The 20,956-nt window shown below is 56.0% G+C and carries 19 protein-coding genes; 9 read left to right on the top strand and 10 right to left on the bottom strand.

The window, feature by feature from the left end:
* The first annotated feature begins 311 nt into the window (after positions 1 to 311).
* Positions 312 to 1,037: a glycosyltransferase family 2 protein gene (locus tag ACYVGU_RS11940; RefSeq protein WP_460622505.1), complete on the top strand. Its 726-nt coding sequence runs from the start codon at positions 312 to 314 to the stop codon at positions 1,035 to 1,037.
* Positions 1,038 to 1,313: 276 nt separating this feature from the next.
* Here the strand turns inward: ACYVGU_RS11940 and ACYVGU_RS11935 are convergent, their stop codons facing one another.
* Complete coding sequence (locus tag ACYVGU_RS11935; protein WP_460622283.1) at positions 1,314 to 1,856, bottom strand: hypothetical protein; 543 nt, start codon at positions 1,854 to 1,856, stop codon at positions 1,314 to 1,316.
* A gap of 411 nt (positions 1,857 to 2,267) precedes the next feature.
* Between ACYVGU_RS11935 and ACYVGU_RS11930 the strand changes: the two genes are divergently transcribed.
* Positions 2,268 to 3,221: a glycosyltransferase family 2 protein gene (locus ACYVGU_RS11930; RefSeq protein ID WP_460622282.1), complete on the top strand. Its 954-nt coding sequence runs from the start codon at positions 2,268 to 2,270 to the stop codon at positions 3,219 to 3,221.
* A 131-nt stretch (positions 3,222 to 3,352) separates the two neighbouring features.
* Positions 3,353 to 4,099, top strand: coding sequence for a glycosyltransferase family 2 protein (locus ACYVGU_RS11925; RefSeq protein WP_460622281.1), 747 nt, complete (start codon positions 3,353 to 3,355; stop codon positions 4,097 to 4,099).
* Between the two features lie 5 nt (positions 4,100 to 4,104).
* On the opposite strand, the gene ACYVGU_RS11920 is transcribed toward ACYVGU_RS11925, so the two are convergent.
* Both ACYVGU_RS11920 and ACYVGU_RS11915 read right to left on the bottom strand, forming a co-directional pair.
* A complete protein-coding gene (locus tag ACYVGU_RS11920; RefSeq protein ID WP_460622280.1) occupies positions 4,105 to 5,850 on the bottom strand; it encodes a hypothetical protein in 1,746 nt (581 codons plus the stop codon).
* A gap of 287 nt (positions 5,851 to 6,137) precedes the next feature.
* Positions 6,138 to 7,583: an energy transducer TonB gene (locus tag ACYVGU_RS11915; RefSeq protein WP_460622279.1), complete on the bottom strand. Its 1,446-nt coding sequence runs from the start codon at positions 7,581 to 7,583 to the stop codon at positions 6,138 to 6,140.
* Positions 7,584 to 7,734: 151 nt separating this feature from the next.
* Here ACYVGU_RS11915 and ACYVGU_RS11910 point away from each other — a divergent pair, with 151 nt between their 5' ends.
* Positions 7,735 to 8,652, top strand: coding sequence for a pirin family protein (locus ACYVGU_RS11910; RefSeq protein WP_460622278.1), 918 nt, complete (start codon positions 7,735 to 7,737; stop codon positions 8,650 to 8,652).
* A 95-nt stretch (positions 8,653 to 8,747) separates the two neighbouring features.
* Positions 8,748 to 9,023, top strand: a complete 276-nt coding sequence (locus ACYVGU_RS11905) for a hypothetical protein (protein ID WP_460614864.1) — start codon at positions 8,748 to 8,750, stop codon at positions 9,021 to 9,023.
* A gap of 30 nt (positions 9,024 to 9,053) precedes the next feature.
* Here the strand turns inward: ACYVGU_RS11905 and ACYVGU_RS11900 are convergent, their stop codons facing one another.
* Positions 9,054 to 11,279, bottom strand: coding sequence for a S9 family peptidase (locus ACYVGU_RS11900; RefSeq protein WP_460622277.1), 2,226 nt, complete (start codon positions 11,277 to 11,279; stop codon positions 9,054 to 9,056).
* Between the two features lie 225 nt (positions 11,280 to 11,504).
* Here ACYVGU_RS11900 and ACYVGU_RS11895 point away from each other — a divergent pair, with 225 nt between their 5' ends.
* Entirely contained in the window at positions 11,505 to 12,419 is a 915-nt protein-coding gene (locus tag ACYVGU_RS11895) for a hypothetical protein (RefSeq protein WP_460622276.1), read from the top strand.
* 91 nt (positions 12,420 to 12,510) lie between these two features.
* On the opposite strand, the gene ACYVGU_RS11890 is transcribed toward ACYVGU_RS11895, so the two are convergent.
* Both ACYVGU_RS11890 and ACYVGU_RS11885 read right to left on the bottom strand, forming a co-directional pair.
* Positions 12,511 to 14,010 (bottom strand): OmpP1/FadL family transporter, encoded by a 1,500-nt coding sequence (locus ACYVGU_RS11890; RefSeq protein ID WP_460622274.1) that lies wholly within the window; start codon positions 14,008 to 14,010, stop codon positions 12,511 to 12,513.
* A gap of 79 nt (positions 14,011 to 14,089) precedes the next feature.
* Entirely contained in the window at positions 14,090 to 15,394 is a 1,305-nt protein-coding gene (locus ACYVGU_RS11885) for a hypothetical protein (RefSeq protein ID WP_460622273.1), read from the bottom strand.
* A 188-nt stretch (positions 15,395 to 15,582) separates the two neighbouring features.
* Between ACYVGU_RS11885 and proS the strand changes: the two genes are divergently transcribed.
* Positions 15,583 to 17,058: a proline--tRNA ligase gene (gene proS / locus ACYVGU_RS11880; RefSeq protein ID WP_460622272.1), complete on the top strand. Its 1,476-nt coding sequence runs from the start codon at positions 15,583 to 15,585 to the stop codon at positions 17,056 to 17,058.
* Positions 17,059 to 17,131: 73 nt separating this feature from the next.
* Here proS and ACYVGU_RS11875 read toward each other — a convergent pair whose 3' ends face one another.
* From ACYVGU_RS11875 to ACYVGU_RS11860, 4 genes are all read right to left on the bottom strand, one after another.
* Entirely contained in the window at positions 17,132 to 17,374 is a 243-nt protein-coding gene (locus tag ACYVGU_RS11875) for a hypothetical protein (RefSeq protein ID WP_460622271.1), read from the bottom strand.
* 53 nt (positions 17,375 to 17,427) lie between these two features.
* Entirely contained in the window at positions 17,428 to 17,949 is a 522-nt protein-coding gene (locus tag ACYVGU_RS11870; RefSeq protein WP_460622270.1) for a GreA/GreB family elongation factor, read from the bottom strand.
* Positions 17,950 to 18,006: 57 nt separating this feature from the next.
* On the bottom strand, positions 18,007 to 18,585 hold the full coding sequence (locus ACYVGU_RS11865) for a DinB family protein (RefSeq protein ID WP_460622269.1): 579 nt from the start codon (positions 18,583 to 18,585) through the stop codon (positions 18,007 to 18,009).
* 76 nt (positions 18,586 to 18,661) lie between these two features.
* Positions 18,662 to 19,246, bottom strand: coding sequence for a Crp/Fnr family transcriptional regulator (locus tag ACYVGU_RS11860; protein ID WP_460622268.1), 585 nt, complete (start codon positions 19,244 to 19,246; stop codon positions 18,662 to 18,664).
* A gap of 110 nt (positions 19,247 to 19,356) precedes the next feature.
* Between ACYVGU_RS11860 and ACYVGU_RS11855 the strand changes: the two genes are divergently transcribed.
* Positions 19,357 to 19,830 (top strand): NfeD family protein, encoded by a 474-nt coding sequence (locus ACYVGU_RS11855; RefSeq protein ID WP_460622267.1) that lies wholly within the window; start codon positions 19,357 to 19,359, stop codon positions 19,828 to 19,830.
* Positions 19,831 to 19,911: 81 nt separating this feature from the next.
* On the top strand, positions 19,912 to 20,913 hold the full coding sequence (gene floA / locus ACYVGU_RS11850; RefSeq protein ID WP_460614853.1) for a flotillin-like FloA family protein: 1,002 nt from the start codon (positions 19,912 to 19,914) through the stop codon (positions 20,911 to 20,913).
* The last annotated feature ends 43 nt before the right edge of the window (positions 20,914 to 20,956 follow it).

Raw genomic sequence — 20,956 nt, 5'->3', positions numbered from 1 at the left:
GGTGCGAAGTTTGAAACAGGCGTCAGCACTAGGCCGGAAGAGCCCACGAAGGTAGGGTTTGCCTGAGTAGCAGGCCTAGTACGATGGGGCTTACGTAGTTTCTCGACTTGTTATCCGGCTCTTCTTCGTAATTCCGATATCTGAGTTTTATTTCCTTACGCACCTTGGTGAGCAGTAGCATGTCCGATATTGGGGACTTTGCGCTTTACTACCCCTCTTTACTGCGTCAACTCCCGAATATCTGCGGTGTGGCCGCTAGCCCGGACAGAGCGTTTATCTTTGACCGTTTTCTATGCCTAACCTTGCTCTCCTTGGTACCATTTGCTACCCTTTCTATCGTTATACCAGTTTACAATGAAAGCCGTACGATCCATCAGATTTTGGATTTGCTGCGCGAGTTGAAGCTGGTACAGGATATTAGCAAAGAAATTATTCTGGTGGATGACTGCTCCTCTGATAACTCAGTAGCGGCTATAGAAGCCTATGCAGCATGCTACCCGGAGCTGGGCCTCCGACTACTTCGTCATGCAGTTAACCAGGGTAAGGGGGCGGCTCTGCACACCGGCATACGGGAGGCCACCGGCGACTACGTTATCATTCAGGATGCCGACCTGGAGTACGACCCGCAGGAGTATAACCTATTGATTGCGCCTGTGCTGCGGGGGTTTGCTGATGTAGTGTATGGCTCACGCTTTATTGGCGGCAGCCCCCATCGGATCCTGTTTTTCTGGCACAGCATCGGTAATAACATCCTCACCTTTCTGTCGAATATGTGCACCGACCTAAACCTGACCGATATGGAAACGTGCTACAAACTTTTCCGCCGCGACATCATTCAGAGCTTACGGTTGGAAGAAAAGCGGTTTGGGTTCGAGCCGGAAGTAACGGCCAAAGTAGCGCGAGTGCCCGGAGTGCGCATTTATGAAGTTGGCATCAGCTACTACGGCCGCACCTACGCCGAAGGCAAGAAAATTGGCTGGCGCGATGGATTCAGGGCTATCTATTGCATTCTGAAATACGGATTACTAGGCGCCTGAGCGCAACAGAAGCCTAGTACTTGCTCTTGTTGCTACCAGTGCCGGTTAGCCAAAGAAGGCTCCAGTACCACAAACGCGGGCTGATCGAGTATTCCCCGGCTCGCGGCTGCTAACTCAGTATAGGGAGGCGCAGACCGAAGCCAACCATCTTTTGCAAAACTTCCTCTCCTGCTATAGCTAGCTTTCCCAGCAAAGCCGCCACATACGCCTGCAGCGGAAACTCACCCCCAGCTACCCCATCCACGGACGCCAAGCTACTTTAGGCGAACTGCCCGATTATTTGGCTTCTGAAATCACCAAATCGTCCAGATATACTGGCTCGGTTTCATTCTGCCGCCATAAGTATACGCTGAGGCCGTCCTCGTATGTAATATCCGGGCTCAACATTACGTCTGCCTCCACTTTTGACCACTCTTTGTAAGAGGACACCTTGCTACTTAGAGTTATTCCCTCCCACATAACCGTTTTGGTGGCGTTGGCAATCTGGATTACCAGCACCGTAGTGCTTTTTTCGCTGGGAACCCACGCCCATGCTTCCACGTGTATTTTCCGAGGTTTGGTAGCGCTGAGCTTTCCCATCAGGACGTTGAACCCCACGCTATACTCCACATCGGGTCCGGTTTTCAGAGAATAGCGGCCACTATGCGCCCGCTCAGTGCTCAAGGAGGCGGCATTAGCCGGATTAATCCAGCCGAACAGATTCTCAAAATCCTGTCGCACCCACTCCGCACGCCCGGAGCCAACCGGTGACACATCGGAGGAGCGGCCGCAACCAGCCAGCAATCCGAGCAAGCTGAGTCCCGAGAACAAATACTTCATGCACATATAGGAGGTAGTAAAAAGTAAGCTGTTTGGGGGAACTTCGGCATGCCTACCAGACTACCAGATGCTTCCTGGGTTTGAAAATGAGGTCCTCTCAATCTTACCTCAGCAGCTGATAATAAAGCTAGGCTATGCCTGAAAAGCCGTTTTACTATACTTGAACGTCATGCTGAGCGTACTTGAAGCATAGCTAGCCAGTAACGCAAATAACAGAAGAGCACTATATCGATAAACCCGCTCCGGATACGAGCGACTCATTATTTTATCAATCACCATTCACTAATGCTTAACGAACGGGCAAAGATATAGCGATTTGAGAATTGGCCGGACTTGATTCTTTCCGGGGCTTCGCCGTTAAATTCCGGCGGTATTAGCACTTTTGCACTCTCTTATACCTAGTAGCTAGCCGTGGATCTTTCCGTCATCATTCCCATCTACAACGAGGAAGCGAATATTGCGGCCCTCTATGAGCGACTACGCGGCGTGCTCGACCCTATGGACCTACCGGGCGGCTATGAGTTCATTTTTATCAATGACGGCTCCCGCGATCAGTCACTAGCCCTGATTCAGACCCTAGCTCTGCGTGACCCAAAGGTTCGGTACCTGGATTTTAGCCGCAACTTCGGCCACCAGATTGCGGTAACGGCCGGCCTTGATCGGGCGGGTGGTGAGGCAGTGGCTATTATAGATGCAGATTTACAGGATCCGCCAGAGCTGATACCGCAGCTCTACAGAAAGCTACAAGAAGGCTACGAAGTAGTATATGCCAAGCGCCGCTCGCGCCAAGGCGAAAGCGCGGCCAAGCTACTCACCGCCAAGCTTTTTTACCGGATACTATCGAGCATCACGAATATCTCTATTCCGGTGGATACTGGCGACTTTCGGGTTATTTCGCACAAGGTGGTGGAAGCCCTGCGCCGGATGCCTGAGCAGAACAAGTTTATCCGGGGGCAGATTTCCTGGATTGGCTACCGCCAGACGTATCTGGAGTATGACCGGGCCGAGCGAGTAGGCGGCGAAACCGGTTACACCTACCGCAAAATGATTAAGCTGGCCCTCGATGGTATTACCGCGTTTTCTGACCTGCCCCTTAAAGTAGCCACCGTAAGCGGCTTTTTGGTATCGGGAGTGGCATTCCTGGTCATGCTCTACACGCTGTATTCGCGGTTTATAACCAAAGATTACCAACCCGGCTGGCCCTCTCTGATGGTGAGCATCTTGTTTTTGGGCGGTGTGCAGTTGATTGCGGTAGGCATTATTGGGGAGTACATCGCGCGGCTTTCAGCTAATGTTCGGCAACGGCCCTTATACATCGTTTCCGACTCCAATTTACCGGAGCCTCCGCCTCTACCCTCGCGCTAGCCTTCAAGCTGCTAATCGAATTACTACCTCTTTGCTTAGCGCCAAGTGTGAGCGTTGGGCAAGCATTAGGGAATAGGTATGCGTGAGGTTGGCTACCTTTCGGCCAGCATTCTTGCCAGATTACCGCTATTATGTCATTTCCCGTGTCGGCGCCGCTTGCCCAATTAGCACTTGTTCTGCCTTGTTATTCTCCACCTCCCCACTGGGCTGAAAACGTACTGGCAAGTCTGGAGCGGCTGCAGAATTTTTTACCGAAAGCGGCTACCCTTCACCTTTATGTGGTGAATGATGGCGCCGAACATCAAGTAAGTGCTGCCGATGTGGATTTGCTGCACCATGCCCTCCCGAACCGGTTTACGTACTTGGCTTACACAGTTAACCAAGGCAAAGGCCATGCGCTCCGCACTGGTGTAGCCCAGGCCCGGGAACCATACTGCGTTTTCACCGACATCGATTTTCCGTATCAGGAACATAGCGTGGGTGCCCTTTGCCAGCTGTTATTTAGCTCAGGCGCCGATATAGTGGTGGGGGTGCGCAATGAGGCCTATTACGCTCAAGTTCCGCCGGCTAGGCGCCGCGTCTCGCAGATATTGCGTCAGCTTACCAAGCATGTCCTTCGCCTGCCCGTAGATGATACCCAGTGCGGTCTGAAGGGCTTTAATGAGGCCGGTCGGCAGCTTTTCCTGCGTACTACCACCCAACGCTACCTATTCGATCTGGAAATGCTGTTTCTGGCTGCTCGCGATACACGTTTGCGAGTGCTGCCCTTGGCTGTAGAGCTAAAGCCTAACATTGTTTTTTCTCGTCTCAATACCCGCATTCTGCTTACTGAGAGCCTAAACTTTGTACGCATTTTGGGCAGAAGGTTTCTGCTTTAACAGGCTTAGCGTACATCCCAGCGGTAGAGGCGCAGCTTGCCGGCTTCCGCTACCAAGGTTAAGTGGTTACGGGTCGGGAACTCAGCCCCGGCATCAATCAAAGCCCGCGCTTTGGGGTTGGATTTCAGTTCTTCAATAGGATTGGAGCCATCATAGTAGCTCTGGTCGAAGAAAACCAGAATTGGCTTGCCAACCTTGCGTAAGCGCCCGAGCAGTTCGGGACTCGGACCGCTTGGATCGAACAGACTGCGTAGCTGTTTCATTTGCTCTGGTGGCGTCCGCGACATCTTGCTGGCCATTAGAGGCAGGTTAGTGCGTAGCGAAAGCTGATAGCACTGCAGGGAGTGTGGATTATGATCGTCCACAGTCAACTCCATGTCTTCACTGCCTACGTGAAAGAACGGAATTGGCAAAATAGCCTGATAATCGGTTGTTTCAGCAGAGAAAAGCAACTGATTTATATTTTCTGTGCGTCGGATATCAGTTAGAGGATTAGCAACCAAAGATCCCCGGTAGAACTTGAGGGTATCACGAGTGTCCAGCCAGGCTAGAAACACCAGCAAAATGGCTACTATCCAGCGCCCGCGCCAACGGCTGTAGCTTAACCAAAAATCTAGCCCTACCAGCACCAGAAAATTCACAGCCCAGAAAAATGGCCAGCTGAAGCGAGCCACTGTTCGAAACTGGGTAACTGCGTCGGTTATTTTTTGCAGATAATAGAAAGCGCTGAAGTAGTTATGAAATACATACTGGCCATCAAATACCTCATACGTAGTGCCAATCGAAATAGCGAGCCCAATCAAGGCGGCGCCCAGGAGGAACCCTAAAAACTGCCGTTGTAGTGAAGGTCGCCATGCAGCCATCATCTGCTGTACGGCCTGCCGGCGCACCAGCCAAGCACCACCTGCCAGCGTAAGGCCAAACAAAGCAAAGGCTCCTAAATACGCTACTGACTCATACGTCGGTTGCGCCTGGGGCTCTAACCAGAAGTGCGTACGATCATAGCTGTATGAACGGATTAAGGCGGAGAGCTGGAGTTTCCAAGGAGGTGAATTAAAGCCGCTTGCTCCTGCACTACGCAGCCGGTAATACCCATCCACTAGCCGGATAATGCCGAAGCAAAGCCCAGTTGGAAGTAACGTCAGAAGCATTCCAATACCCGCTAGCGAGAAACGCCACTGCCCCTGAGAAAGCAACCACCACGCAAAAAATCCGCCGGTCGTGAGGGCAAGCAGTGGAAGGTAATACAGGTGAAGTAGACCGGTGAGGGCAAAGCTGATAATCAGGCCTATCAGCCAAGATCGAACTGCTTGGCCGTTCTTTATACGGGTGTACAGCACTAGCAATCCCCAGATGGCTAATAGCGGCACAAAGCTATAGGCCAGGTTAAAATGCCCGTTAAATAGTCGACCGGTTTGAGGGTTAAGCCAGGGTAGTACCACTGCAAAAATGATTACCAGCCCCCAGTGACGCAGCAATCGTCGCAATATATCCGTCAGCAATGCGGTACTGAGCAGAAAGCCCGCCAGCAACAATGCGTGATAAATATCCAGCGCATAAGGGGTCACATCAAAAATGTAATGCGACCACAAACGGACAGGGACAGCGAGCAGCGGCGTGTTATCCGTATAGAATATATAATCGCCGTACGGGTAGTTCATCATCCCAAACATCCCTAAGCCGTAAGACCAGGGCTGCTGCACGTAGGCTATGAAAGTGAAATAGTTTTTAGAGCCATCATACGCATCCATCAGTAAGTGCTGACCAGGCTCCAGCAATAGGGCCCCAAACGCCCGCAGGATAAGCACTACCTGTAATACTAAGCCAAGCGCTAGCAGCACGCTGCGCGAAGGGCGCCAGTTGCGGACCGCCGAGAAAGAAAATAGCATATATTGTAGTCAGAAGCCCGCAAGTTGGGTATACTCCTGCTGTACACCAAGTTTTTTCTTGCGCTAGGGTGCCATTTGGCCGCAAGCCTATTTGCAACTACCCATCCATGAGCCTGCCATGCAATTCGGCTTGGTTGCTTCTGGCTAGGCTAGTTTAACCGCTCAAGAGTGGTTTCCAGATCAGTTAGGGTGGTTTCCTGAAAGCGTAGGGTATCAGCGGCCGCGCTGCTGGCATCATGCCGGGCCAAGAAGGGAGTGCCGTTTTCGTAGCGCAGACCCACAACCACACCCGCTGCCGGGGCGCTGGCAAAATGATATCCGGATGCTTGGGGCGCGCCCGCTAGCACCACGCGCCGGCCCGGAAGCACCAGCCGAACAGTGGTATGATTGCCATCAGAAGATGCGCCGGGCACAAACAAGGTGGCAATAGAGCCACTCAAGGGCTGCCCAACTGAAACCCATCCTAGCTTGGTTATAGGCAACGCATTAGCGGCAGGAGCCAGTTCTTCCTCCACCGGTTCCGGAGCAGGGGCCACTTCCGTGGCGGCGGCTACCTCAGGCGCCGAGGCCATACCGGGCTGAAAGGCAAACCGGATGGGCAATACCATTTTGACTTTCACAAATCGGCCGTCCTGTTGGCCGGGTGCCCAGCGGCCGGAGGTCTGACGCAACACGCGCAATACTTCCTCGTCGCAGCCGTCGCCGAGGCCGCGCAGAATACGGGGGTTGGTTACGCGGCCGGTTTCATCTACCACAAACGTAGCAAACACCAAGCCCTCGGTGTGGCGTTCCTGAGCTTGGCGGGGGTAGCGAATCAGGCGGTTTATATCAGCCGGGCCCTTACCGTAGCTGGGCATTTGCTGGGCAGTAGTCAGTATTTGTTCGGAAGCAGCAACCTGTGCCTCCCCTTCCTGCCACCGGATGGCACTTGCTTCGCCGGCTAAGCGGCCGTAATACAGGGCACCGCTTGCCGGCCCGCCCGCCAGCTCCAGCTGCATGCTGCGGCCGGCGGCCAGCACCAGCTGTTGCCCTCCGGCCGTAGCCCGCACCAGCACGGCCCCGCTCAGTTCCAGCGGAGCGCCGGCCATGGTTTCTGTGAGCAGATTCGAGAGGAGAATATCAGATGCGTTGTAGCACTCCTTTAGCTCCAGCCACACGCTGCTGGTTACTGCCCGCTGGCGGCTGTCAACCAATGCGCCAGCCGGAATGCGTACTATCGTTCCTTCGCGGCCGCGCACTTCGGCGGGCTTGGCAGGGTCAATCTGGAAGTATTCGCTGGCTTTTAGGGTAAGGTCCTGCAGGCGAGCTTCGGTAGGTGGAGCGTCTGCACCCAATGATGGGGGCCGCCGACTGCTGCGGTACACAATAAGGGGCGCGCGGCGGCTGGTAGGTTTTTCCAGCCGGTGCCAGTCGCGCCGCACGGGCGTAACGGCCATGGGCTGGTCTAGGGAGTCATACGCTAGCGTATCGGCCAGGGCGGGGGCCGTAGCGGCAGGGGCAGGTTTTTGGGCAGCACGTTCCTGTTGACAGGCGGTTGCAAACAACAATCCACCTAGGCTCAGGCACACGAAACGGAAAGGGAAACTCAGCGGCATAGGGAGGCTCTACGCGGGAAACCCCGGTTTTATTGGTTAAAGGTCAGTTTTTTCTACTAAATAGCTAGTGATAAGCCTATTTACTTATGCTTTCCTATGCTTCAGTAGGATAACCAAGGCATAGAATATCTTCCCTGCTCACTTTCGAGGTATGCTTGACCTAGTAATTGATGCTCGCCCGGCCGCCCTAAGCCCGGGGTTTGATGTGCGCCGAATTTTGCCCTATCGACTGCGGCGCATGCTGGGCCCGTTTATTTTCATGGACCATGCCGGCCCGGTAAACTTTGCCCCTGAAAAGCTGCCGGAGCTCGATGTATTGCCGCATCCACACATCGGCCTCTCTACGGTGAGCTACCTGTTTGGCGGGCAGGTTACGCACCGCGACAGCCTGGGCGTGCAGCAGGTTATCCGGCCTGGCGAAGTAAACTGGATGACAGCGGGCAGCGGCATTTCTCACTCTGAACGGTTTGAGGACCCGAGTACCCTAGCCGGCGGCGCTCTGGAAATGATTCAGACCTGGGTGGCACTACCCGAGAAAGACGAGGAAACCGCCCCGGCTTTCACCAACTACCAACCCTATGAGCTACCTATTTTCACGGAGCCGGGCGTGTGGATGCGCCTGATTGCCGGCGACGCTTTTGGGCTGCACAACGATGTCCGGACTCATTCGCCGCTGTTTTACCTGCATGTGGTGCTGCAACCGGGCGCCCGGTTTGGGTTGCCTAGGCGGTATCCGGAGCGCGGCGCGTACATAGCAAAGGGGCTGGTAGAAGTGGGTGGGCGCACCTACGGCCCAGGCCAATTACTGGTCTTTACGCCCGGCATTGATCCGGTTTTGGTGGCCCGGGAGGCTAGTACGCTGATGCTGCTGGGCGGCGAGTCCCTAGGCGACCGGTTTATCTGGTGGAATTTCGTATCCTCGAGTCGAGAGCGAATTGAGCAAGCCAAGGCCGACTGGCAAGCAGGGCGCATTGCCCTGCCCCCAAACGACAACCTGGAGTTTGTGCCTTTGCCTCAGGACAAAAGCCGGCCGGCCGGAGGGTCTCCGCCACCCCAAGCGCTGTCATAATAGCGCCTATATTTTCTACTAAATATATTGGTATATTTCGCTAACAATATTAGCTTTGATATACTATTCTTGTCGCGCCCTCTTTTCTAATAGCTATGAAAAACGAACTGCAGTGTACGGTGTATTGCCAACTCACGCTGGCTGAGATGGAGTACGGGGAAGTAGTGAATACCAAGCAGGTAGAGCAGCAGGTAGCCTGCCAAACCACGGAACTGAATGAGCTGTTTGCGGATTTGTATGAGCAGTTCCGGAGCCCCGAGCTACTAGGCCTGCAAATTACCTCCATCCAATACCCTACAGGTTCAGGCGGCGGTTCCTGCGCTTACGAAACTGCCCCTCTAGCAAGACCGGCGTTGTGTTGGTCTTGCTAGAGGGGCAGCCGCATCAAGCTTATTCTGCGCTTACAGGTTCTTGAGCACGAAGTCCGTCATCTGGCGATAGAGGTGCAGGCGCGTGTTGCCCCCATAAATACCGTGGTTGCGGTTGGGATAGTACAGCGTTTGGTAATCCTTATTGGCCTTGATCATGGCATCCGTGAAGGCTACTGCGTTCTGGAAGTGCACGTTGTCGTCGCCGGTGCCGTGCACGAGCAGAAGCTTGCCTTTCAGCTTGTCGGCGTATTGCACCGGTGAGTTGTCGTCGTAGCCCTGGGGGTTTTCCTGGGGCGTTTTCAGGAACCGCTCGGTGTACACCGAGTCGTAGTAGCGCCAGTTGGTAACCGGTGCTACCGAGATGCCCATCTTAAACACATCGGCGTTTTTGGTGAGGGCCAGCGCCGTCATGTAACCGCCAAAGCTCCAGCCCCAAATGCCAATCCGCGACTTATCAACGTACGGCAGGGTAGCGAGGTACTTCGCGCTTTCGGCTTGGTCGATGGTTTCGAGCTTGCCCAGGTTGGCGTAGGTGCTTTTCTTGAAGGCCGCGCCGCGGGCGCCGGTGCCCCGGTTATCCACGCTCACCACAATGTAGCCCTGCTCGGCCAGCAGCTGGTGCCAGAGGTAATTGGTGAAGGCAATGCCACCCCCTACGTCGTCCTTCACGGTTTGGGAGCCGGGGCCACCGTACACGTACATCAGCACGGGGTATTTTTTGCTGGCATCGAAGTTGGCGGGCTTCAGCACGGAGGCATTTAGCTCTACCCCTTCGGCCGTCTTGAAGTTGATAAACTCCAGCTTGCCCAGGTTGTACTCAGTTAGTTTCTGACGCAGCTTAGCATTGTCTTCCAGCACTTTTACCAGTTTGCCATCTTGGCCGTTGCGCAGGCTTACTACTTGCGGCTGCCCGGCCTCGGAGTGGTAGTTGAGGAAGTAGCGTGTATCGGCGCTCATGTTCACGGCGTCGTTGCCTGGGCCCGCTTCGCTCAGGCGTGTCTTGCCCTTGCCTTTCAGATCAATGCGGTACAGGTGGCGCTGGAGCGGCGAGGCCTCCGTGCTGGTAAAATACACTAGGCCTTTCTTCTCGTCAAACCCATCAATGCTCGTGATTTCCCAAGGGCCCTTCGTGAGCTGGCGCACCAGCTTGCCGTTCATATTATAGAGGTAGAGGTGGCGGTAGCCATCTTTCTCGCTGCTGAATAAGAACTCCTTACCGCCGGCCAGGTAACGCAAATCGTCATTCACCTCCACATAGGCCGGGTCGGTGTCGGTCAGGACTACCTTGGTTTTGCCGGTAGCGGCATCAGCGTGCAGAATCTCCAGCTTGTTTTGCAGGCGATTCATGCGCCGGATGCTCAGCAGGTTCGGCGTTTGGGTCCAGATGATGCGCGGAATATACTGGTCCGGCTCGGGGCCCACATCCATTTTGGTGTTTTTGCCCGCGGCCACATCGTAGGTCGAGATGCTTACAATGGAGTTCTTCTCGCCGGCTTTGGGGTATTTGTAGCGGTAGTCTTTGGGGTAGAGCGCGCCCCACTCCTGCATGTTATACTCGGGTACTTCGGCCTCGTTGAAGGTGTAGTAGGCTAGCTGGCGCGAGTCAGGCGACCATTGAAAACCCTGCGCAAACTCAAATTCCTCCTCGTACACCCAGTCGGTGCCGCCATTGATGAGTTTGTTCTGGACGCCGTCGGTCGTTACGGCCGTTTCCTGCATCGTGGCCAGGTCCACTACAAACAGGTTGTTGTCGCGCACAAAGGCCACGCGCTTGCCATCGGGCGAGAAGGTAGCGTAGAGCTGCTTACCGGCCGTTTTGCTCAGGGGCACCAGTTGCTTGGTGCCTTGGTCGTACACAAAAAAGTACGATTTGCTGCTGCGGCGGTAAATCGGCTCCGTATCGGTGCTGAACAGGATTTTGGTTTCGTCGGCGTTGAAGCTGTAGCCATCCACAGCCAGCGGCTGGCTTTGGCCGGCGAGCTTCAGGTCTTGGCTGGCTACCAAGGTTTTTACGGGCTGGCCGGTGGTTACATCGTTCTGCACCAGATTGCCCTGGCTGAGCGAGGAATAGTAGCGGCCATCTTTCATCCAGTTGAAGCCGGGCACCGACCTAGCCTGGAATGTGCCTTTCTGCCAGATGTCTTCGAGGGTAATGTTCTGCTTTTGCTGGGCAAAAACGGTTGGCAGGGCGCTAGGAACCACCGCCGGACCGGCCGTGGTAAGCAACAGGGCAAGGCCCAGGGTACGAAAATTCATGCAGGTGAAAATAAAATGTCGGCGGGAATCCGCCGTTAAGGAAGGTAATCGGGGGCTAGGGTTGCACGGGCCGCGGCCAGCAGCAGCCAGCCCATACTCAATTCGGAAGTGAAATTACGCTAGGTCCAGTTACGCCCCGAAGTTCCGTACTATCCGTCAAATCCCGACCTTTACCAGGCTATGCCGATACGTTTTTCTGTTCTACTGCTACTTTCAGGGCTGCTGGTGTCTTGTCAACCAAGCCTCGACTCGGGCCCCCGGGTTGATTTCGTGAGCAGCACGCGCTTCAATGCCAGCAACCGCCGCCTCACGACCCCCGGCGACACCGTAGCCGTTAAGATTTTTGGCGAAGCGCAGGAGTCAACCGCTCCGCTCAATCGTTTGGTTATCAAGACCATTTACCGACCACGACCACGGCCGTTTATTTATCCGCCCCTCTACGTTGAGCGGGACACGGCTACGTTCACGCTTACCTATCTGGACACCACCTTTGCCAAAACCAGCGAGTTTGCTTTTCAAAGCACTCAGCCCGCACGCACTACCGCAGGCCGAGAAGAATGGACCTATACGTTCACGGACACCGATAGCCGAGCCGGCGTTCGGAGCTTTTTTCTGCGCCTAGGCCGCAACGATTCTGCGGCTGTCTTTCACAGCTATTCAGTTCCGCTGCAAGCCCCCGCGGGAGTTCAGGACTCAGGCAGAGTTATTCGTCGGAGCTTTTTGGCCTTGCTGGAGGGGTTAGCCCTTCCCAAGTTTTCGGTTCGAGCCATTCCGCAGAATCAGCAGCTGATTGATGTGGTGTATGTGCCAGAGGTGTCAACGGGAGTGCCCACCCTGGCTACTACCTCTGATAGCCAGCTCAACCTGAAATGGAACAACCCACGCGCCACGCAACTGCGGCACACTTCCCTTACGGCTGCACAGTTTGCTACCATCAGTACTCTAGAAGCATTTACAGCGGCTTTCACAGAAGCCCCAGCGGCCCCTTTTACTCCCCGTTCTACCAGCACGGGGCCGCTTGCGGAAGGCCAGGTTATTGCTTTCCTAACTCCAGAGCAGAAATACGGACTGATTTTAGTTCGCACCATCCGGACTACCGGCATCCGAACCATGGTGCTGGAGGTGCGGGTAATTAAGTAGGCTTGCCATCATTCGCTAGGTTCCTTAAAGAAGAAAAGCCTCCTCATTGCTGGGGAGGCTTTTCTTCTTTAAGGAACCTAGTAACTGGCTGTTAGAACAGGAAACCAGCCGTGATGGTGGTAGTAAAGCGGTTGTCCTTTACATCAATTACGGGGGTATTCTGCACGGAGGCTAGCTGATACGGAGTATAGAACTGCTTGGCAGAAGTATACACGCCAGCTACATCCAGGAAGAAGCTTTTTTGGCGCAGGCCAGCACCGGCGGTGTAGTACGTCTGGCTCCGGTCGTAGCGGCTGCTGTTCTGGTACGGGTCGCCGTAGCGGGCAAAACCGGCCCGCAGCCGAAACACATCCAGCCGCAGCTCGCCACCCAGCCGCAGGTTAACCGCAGACCCCAGCTGCTGGTCGATGGCATCATTAGCCGGGCCTAAGTCGCCGGGAATGGCCGAGGCCGACGTGTTTTCATCGTAGCCCAGATGCGCCTGTCCATAGTTCACGTACTCAGCATCGGCACTCAGGAAACCAAACTTGCCAATTACTACCGCCGCGCCACCAGTAGCCCGGAATGGCGACGTGAGGGCATAGCCCAGATCCTCATTAGGGTACCTGGCAGTTCCGGAACTAAAGGTACCCTCAGAGGTAGTGATGGGAGAATCATAGGTGACATCTAAATTCGAGCTGTAGGTTTCAACCAGCTCCGAGTAAGTGGGCGTCTGGATAGAAGCCCCTAACCGCACCGCATCTGTAGCTCGGTAAATAACCCCGATGCGGGCATTGATACCAGTGCCGCGGGTCTGGATTTCTTCCCGCAGGTTGAGGCTACCGAAGGCGGTGCCAGGGTCGTTGCTGGGGGCGGCGGGGTCAGTGGCCGTGAGTACTGAGGTGGAGTTGTAGCGCGTGTTTACTATCCCGATAGCGCCACCCAAATAGATTTTGTCGCGGTAGCTGGTGCCATAGCCAAAGTCGAACTGCGTTTGGCCACCGCTGCGCTGAATAGTTTCGCTTTGCACCAACCGGCCGGTGTTTTGGTAGTCAGCCGGCAGGTAGGTGCCGTCTGCGTCGCGCTCCGTTAGCAGGGCCGTGTATGCCAGCTCATCTATAATAGCGCCCTGCCCTTCGCTGAAGCGCTGCAGAATATCCTGGTTTAGCTCGGGGGTAGCCGTGTAGCGCAGGTTCTGGTTGAAATCGTTGATGCGGGTAATGCCAATGGCAAATGTACCGCCCCGCCACGGCGTGCTAGTGTCATCATCGGGCCGGCGGGCAGTAAACGACACACCTAGGTTGCTTAGCAGCAGGCTGCTGCGCGCATCGGTGCCGCCGCTCCCGAAGGCTTGCGTGGTGGTGTTGCTATTGCCCAGTGCCGGCGAGATGCTTATCTCTGACTTTTGAAATAGGCCTAGGCCAGCTGGGTTGGTGAGCAGGTTACCTAGGTCGGCGCCTACAGCCGAATTGGCGCCTCCAAGGCCCAGTGTACGCGCCGTGCCGCCGGGTTGGATCTGAGAGAAGCGTAAGGCATCGGCTGAAGTTTGGGCAAAGCTGTAGCCAGCCGGGCTTAGCAAAGCCGCAGCCAAGTAGAATTTCAGGTTTTTCATGCAGGTGAGAATGAGCGCCGGCCCCTCACGGAGCCGGCTTTACACACATAATAGGGGCCAGCCTGGCTGCCCGTAACAGTTAGTTTCCGCGGCCACGGCCACCGCCGCCACTATTGCCGCCTCCGCCGCCGTTATTGCCACCGCCACCGCTGTTGCTGCCACCACGGCTTCCGCCACCACTATCGTAAGAGCGGGATGGAGAAGAAGACGAACGGGAAGGCTCGGAATACGTGCGGGTGGGTTCAGAGTACGTGCGCGTTGGTTCCGCTGCCGCCCGCTCGCGGCGGGGCTGAGCAGCTGGAGCAGAACCAGCATCAGAAGTGCGCTGGCGCGTACCGCCTGTGTTATCCCAACCTGAGCCCGCACGGCGGCCCCGCGTTGGCTCTGCGCCGCCAGCTTCTGTTGCTGCGCCGGAGGTAGTTTCATTCAGCACGCGCCAGCGGCGGCCCGCTGGCTGGGTAGCGGTGTTTGACTCTGCCACCTGCGTGCCAGAAGGTGCCGTTACGCCTGGCTGGCCACTACCCGGCTGCACATCGCGCACACGGCCCCGGCCACCTGTTGGTGAGGGTGTATAGGTATCAGTACCGGATGCAGTGCTGCCAGGCGCTACAATGCCACCCTGCGGAACGCTGGTGCGGCCACGGGTACCAGTTACGCCCGTCGTTCTATCCGGCGCCACGCCTTCAGTGGCGTTGTCCATTCGGGTGCGGGTGCCGGTAACCACGGTTTGCTGGGCCCGGCGGTTGTAGCGGCCGCCAAAGCCACCGCCGTAGAAGCCGCCGTAGTGTCCGCCACCGCCATAGAAGCCGTTGCCGTAGCCATAACCGCCCCAAGGCCGGCCGTAACCGTATCCATAGCCGTAATCATAGGGGCTGTACGCGCCATATCCCCAAGGCCGGTACCAGGGCCGGCCAAAGCTGATGTTGACATTCACGAACGAGCCGCCCCAGTAAGGGCTAAAGAATGGGTCGTAGTAAGCCGCCGGGCCCCAGGCAGCATACGGCGCGCCACCATACCAGAAGGGGTCAGTGTACACCATATCATAATAGCCCAAGCCTAGCCCCCGATACGGCACCTGATGGAACCGGCGCAAACGGGAAGTGTAATAATAATCGTCGTCGTAGTACTCCGTGCTGCCGCCGGAGCGGGCACTGGTAGTGCCGGTATAATCCGGGTTGACGACATCGTCAGGGCTAGCAGCCACGCCTTCATCTACCACGCCGGGGGCAGTGGAGGCAACGGCCGGAGCTACTGCAGTTGTCTGATCTTTAGAGGAGTAATATACGCCGTCATTCTCCGTAGTAGAGATATAAGACGTACCCGCGCAACCACCTAGCGTAAGCAGGGCCAGAGCAGGTAATACGGATGGAATTAAATTTTTCATGGCTGCTTACGCATAAAGAATGATCCGGAAGAAGAAGAGCGAAAGGGACCTAGCGGTACTAGGACCATAGGTAGGTCCAAACCTCCAGATTTAATAACGTAATTTGGGACCGAAACGGTGCCCCTTTTCGTACGACAAATCTTGTACCAAAATCGGAACTTTTTCGCTACATCTAAGATACTCCGAATATGAGCAAAAGTTTGCCCAAGCGTAGTGAAGATTATTCACTCTGGTACAATGAGTTGGTGAAGCGCGCTGGCCTGGCAGAAAACTCGTCGGTACGGGGCTGTATGGTCATCAAACCTTATGGCTACGCCATCTGGGAAAAGATGCAGCGCACCCTCGACGATATGTTCAAGCGCACGGGCCATCAGAACGCCTATTTCCCGCTGTTCGTACCCAAAAGTTTGTTTGAAGCCGAGGAGAAAAACGCCGAAGGCTTTGCCAAAGAATGTGCGGTAGTAACCCACTACCGCCTCCAGACTGACCCCGATAAGCCCGGCAAGTTGCGCGTTGACCCTAACGCCAAACTAGAGGAAGAGCTGATTGTGCGCCCCACCTCGGAAGCCATCATCTGGAGCACCTATAAAAACTGGATTCAGAGCTACCGCGACCTGCCCCTGCTGATTAACCAATGGGCTAACGTCGTGCGCTGGGAAATGCGCACCCGCTTGTTTTTGCGCACCGCCGAGTTCCTGTGGCAGGAAGGCCACACGGCCCACGCCACGGCCGAAGAGGCCCTAGCTGAAACCCGCCAGATGTTGGACGTATACGCGCAGTTTGCCGAGGAATGGCTAGCCCTGCCCGTGGTAAAAGGCGTGAAGACGGAAAACGAGCGGTTTGCGGGTGCGCTGGAAACCTATTGCATTGAAGGTTTGATGCAGGATGGCAAGGCGCTGCAAGCGGGCACCTCCCACTTCCTAGGTCAGAATTTTGCCAAAGCCTTTGATGTACAGTTTGCCAACAAAGAAGGCGGCCTGGAATACGTGTGGGGCACTAGCTGGGGCGTAAGCACCCGCCTTATGGGCGCACTCGTGATGGCACACTCCGATGACGAAGGCCTGGTACTACCCCCCAAACTGGCCCCCATTCAGGTGGTGATTGTGCCCATTTACAAAGCCGGCCAGTTGGATGAGCTTATGGAGCGCATCCGCCCGATGCAGATGGGCCTGATTGAGCGCGGCATTTCGGTGAAGGTAGATGACCGCGACACGGAGCGCCCCGGCTTTAAGTTTGCTGAGTGGGAGCTGAAAGGCGTGCCCGTACGCATTGCTGTGGGCATGCGCGACTTGGAAAACGGCACCTTGGAAGTAGCTCGCCGCGACACTAAGGAGAAGATGACGCTCCCCCTCGCCGACATCGTAAACAGCGTAGATCAGCTCCTGCAGGATATTCAGCAGAACATTTATCGTCGGGCACTCCACTTCCGCGAAGAGCGCACCACCCGCGTAGAAACCTACGAGGAGTTCAAGCAAATTCTCGACGGCAAAGGCGGCTTTGTAGTAGCCCACTACGATGGTACATCCGAAACCGAAGAGCGCATTAAGGAAGAAACCAAAGCCACCATCCGGTGCCTAGCCTTGTCTGAGCCCGAAGAGGATGGCATTTGTATTCTAACGGGTCGCCCTTCTAAGCGTCGGGCGCATTTCGCACGGGCGTACTAGGCCCTGCTAATCTTTAAACCAAAGCGGCTCCCACTGTAGTAGTGGGAGCCGCTTTGGTTTTATAGTCTGGTGCTTACTGGGCCGCAATGGCGTTGGCCAGCTCCTCATCGGATAGGGAGTCTAGCCAGTTGGTGGCCAGCTCCAGCCGCACGGTTTGGGCGCCGCCGCTGGGCGTGCATACCACCGTCACGGTACCATCGGCGGAGGTGCTTCGTTCAGTTGCTTCGGCCGCCACTTTCGTGTCGACGCCCGCATAGGCCTGCACGCAGGTCCAGGTGGTATTATGGCTATCGGTTACTTCGCGTTGCTTCATCATAGAGTAATGGGTTTGGCTGATTGGGGCAGCTAGTGCGGTAATTAGTTCTACCGCTACGTGGAGGTATAATGGATGCGCACTACCTCTAGCGCTTCTTCCTTCGGGCCCAGCCGCAGCTTTACGCGCTGCCCCAGCTTCAGGCCCTGCACTGCGCGGGCAATAGGTGCAATGAAGGCCACTTTACCTTCGGTCACACTAGCTTCATCAACACCCACAATCGTGAACTGTCGTTCTGGAGTTGAGCCTCCGCTGACAGGCTTGAGTGTGACCGTGGCGCCAAAGCGCACTTCACCAGCCGGTTGGCCAAGTGGGTCAATAACGCGGGCGCTGCTAATGCGGGCGTTTAGGGCACTTATCTGGGCATTAAATAGTGTCAGCAGGCGGGTGCGGTCAGACTCATTTTCACGGTTGGCTTCGGCCTGGGTGCGGGCTTGCTCTAACTCAATTAGTTCCTGCCGTAGCTGCTCCAGCCCCTGCGGCGTCACGTAATTAGGCGTGCCGGCGGGCAACGCCGCCCGGGGCGGAATGATGGGGGCCTCGAGGGAATCGTCTTCTTTGGTAAATGCGCGGCTCATACACTGCTGCTAACGTAGCGCTGGCAGCCAGGTTTTGGGTTCAGGCAATACCCACCGCTAGGTAGTGGCGGCCGAAGCATGCTGCTGCTCCCAGGCCGCCCGGGCCCGCTGAGCCTGCGCCATGTGCCGCTGGCAATGGGCTACCACAAACAGCAGGGCCTCCCCTAGCTGCAGCTTCAGCAGCTTAAAAAACTCAATTGGCACTACCTTCTGGTTTAGTGGTATGCCTGCCGCAGCTCGGAGCAAGCGCTGAAGCTCCGCTAGCTGTTCCAGAAATTCAGTTAGCACCTCCCGCGTCAGGTGGCTGCGGGCCGGGTTCATGCGGGCCAGCGTTTTGTGCGTTGCGCCGTTATCTGGCCGCACCATTTCGTACGATTTCCGGCCTAGCCAGCTAAAGCCTACCTCTTCGTTTGAGGCGGTGTTCAACTTAGAGCGGCTGAGGGCTTTGGCCAATGCGGGCAGGTAGTAACGGCCGTAGCGGTTCAGGTGCTCGATGCATTCGAGCACGCTCCAGCTGCCTGGCGCCGGCTTAAAGTTCATAGCGTCGGGTGGCAAGGAACACAGCTCATGAGAAACAGCTGCACCCAGCGCTTCGGTGCGCGCGGTTAGGTCCTGGAGGAAATCGGTGGCAAGCATAAGGCAAACAGAGTTGGAAGACGACAGCACAAACGTCGGGGTTCGGGGGCGCTCAAACCTTGATTCACCTCAATATTTAGTGCAGCCGGCTGAGGGTTTCGGGCGTCATGCGCAGGTAGGAGGCAATGTACTTGCGCGGCACGCGCTGAAGCAGCTGTGGGCTGCGAGCCTGCAGGCGCTGGTACCGTTGTGCCGGATCGGGTAGCAGCAAGTCTATTTCCCGCTCAATGCGACCCACGAGGTTCCTTTCTAGCTCTGCCCGCCAAAACTGCGCGAAGCGGGGGCTTTCTTCCACAAAGGCCATAAACTCAGCCCGAGATATGGCAAGCAGCTCGGTGCGCCGCAGGGCCTGGATGGCATACTCAGAGGGCTGGTGATTGACGAACGACGGGAAGGCGCACACTAGGGTAGTATCGTAGCCAAAGCCCACACATATTTCCTCGGTTTCAGTGGGAAAGAAAATGCGGACCAGCCCTTGGCTTATGAAATACAACGTGCGCTCCACTTGGCCCGGCTGTATCAGGAACTCGCCCCGCATAAGTACAGGCGCAGGCTGCCACCGCCTCACAAACGCGGTTACTTCCTCGGGGCTAAGCGCCGAGAGCTGCGTTAAGAGCGCGGTAAGCTGAACTACTGCACCAGAAGTCGGCGTTTTTTTCATAGCGACAAGTTTAGCCTCGGCCTAGCGCAGACCGTGCTATCAACTAAAATAGAAAACCGCGGGCAAGGCAGCACTTCTACGTATCTTATCCCACCAAACCTTTTACTCCTATGGACTGGCTTACAATTGCGTTGCTCCTCGTTTTTGGCCTAGCCTTTCTGGCGGCCGAGGTTATTTTTATTCCCGGTACTACCATCGTAGGGTTGGTGGGCTTTGGGCTGCTAGCGGCGGGCCTGTGGCTAAGCTACCGCGACCTAGGCACCACAACCGGTCATACGCTGCTGGTTAGCTCCGCGCTAGTCATTGGGCTGCTGGTGTACGTAGGGCTGCGCCCGAAAAACCTTAATAAAATGGCCCTCACTCAAATAAACGATGCCAGGGTACAGGATGTACGCGACCCTGACGTGCTGCCCGGCACTATGGGCCGGGCCCTTTCGGCCCTGCGCCCGGCCGGAACGGTGCTGTTTGAAGAAGAGCGCCGCGAAGTCACGACCCGAGGCGAGTTTCTACCAGCGGGTACACAGGTGCGCGTGCTAGGCATCGAGCAGAACCGAATTGTGGTTGAGCCGATTTCCGCCGCCTAAATCGGCAGTGCATAGTTATTTACCTATATCTTCACCCGGCCAGCTTCGGCCCTACTCCCTTTACCTCTTCAGGCTTCGCTAATGGACTTTCCTTATTCACCGCTCATTGTGGGCGGCATTGTACTGCTGGTGCTGCTGTACTTTTTTCCGGTCAGCCTCTGGATTACGGCCCTATTTTCGGGGGTACGCATCAGCCTGTTTCAGCTGGCGTTCATGCGAGTTCGGAAAGTGCCACCGTCCCTTATTGTCAACTCCATGATTACCTCCACTAAAGCTGGCCTGGAGCTGACAGCCAATGATTTAGAGACCCACTACCTTGCCGGCGGCAACGTGCCTAGCGTTATTAAGGCCCTGATTTCGGCCGATAAGGCTAACATCCCGCTGACCTTTAAGCAAGCCACCGCCATTGACTTGGCTGGCCGCGACGTGTTTGAGGCCGTGACTACCAGCGTAAATCCCAAGGTGATTAACACGCCTAATGTGGCCGCTGTAGCCCAGGATGGCATTCAGCTGATTGCCAAAGCTCGCGTAACGGTGCGCGCCAACATCGCGCAGCTGGTGGGTGGCGCCGGCGAAGAAACCATTCTGGCCCGCGTAGGCGAAGGCATCGTGACCAGCATTGGCTCGTCTCGCTCCCACAAAGAGGTGCTCGAAAACCCCGACAAGATTTCCAAGCTGGTATTGCAAAAAGGCCTGGATGCCGGCACCGCCTTCGAAATCCTCTCCATTGATATTGCTGACATCGACATAGGAGAAAACATTGGCGCTAAGCTCCAGATTGACCAAGCCACCGCCGACCTGAAAGTAGCCGAAGCCAAAGCCGAAGAGCGCCGCGCCATGGCTGTAGCCGTCGAGCAGGAAAACCGGGCCAAAACCCAAGACGCGAAAGCCAAGGTAGTAGAGGCCGAAGCCGAAATCCCGAAGGCTATTGCCGAAGCCTTCCGCTCTGGCAACCTGGGCGTAATGGACTACTACAAAATGCGCAACGTGCAGGCCGACACCGACATGCGCGACTCCATTGCCAACCCTGGCTCCCAGAACAGCAGCACTAAGCCTGGCCGCGACGAAGGTCGCCTGAGCTAGGCTGCTCCCGCTCATACCCCCGAAAAAAAGGGCCGGCTCCAGG

Source organism: Hymenobacter tenuis, from assembly GCF_054780495.1.
The sequence above is the reverse complement of the archived record's forward strand: the minus strand, read 5'-3'. Positions and strand labels throughout refer to the sequence as shown.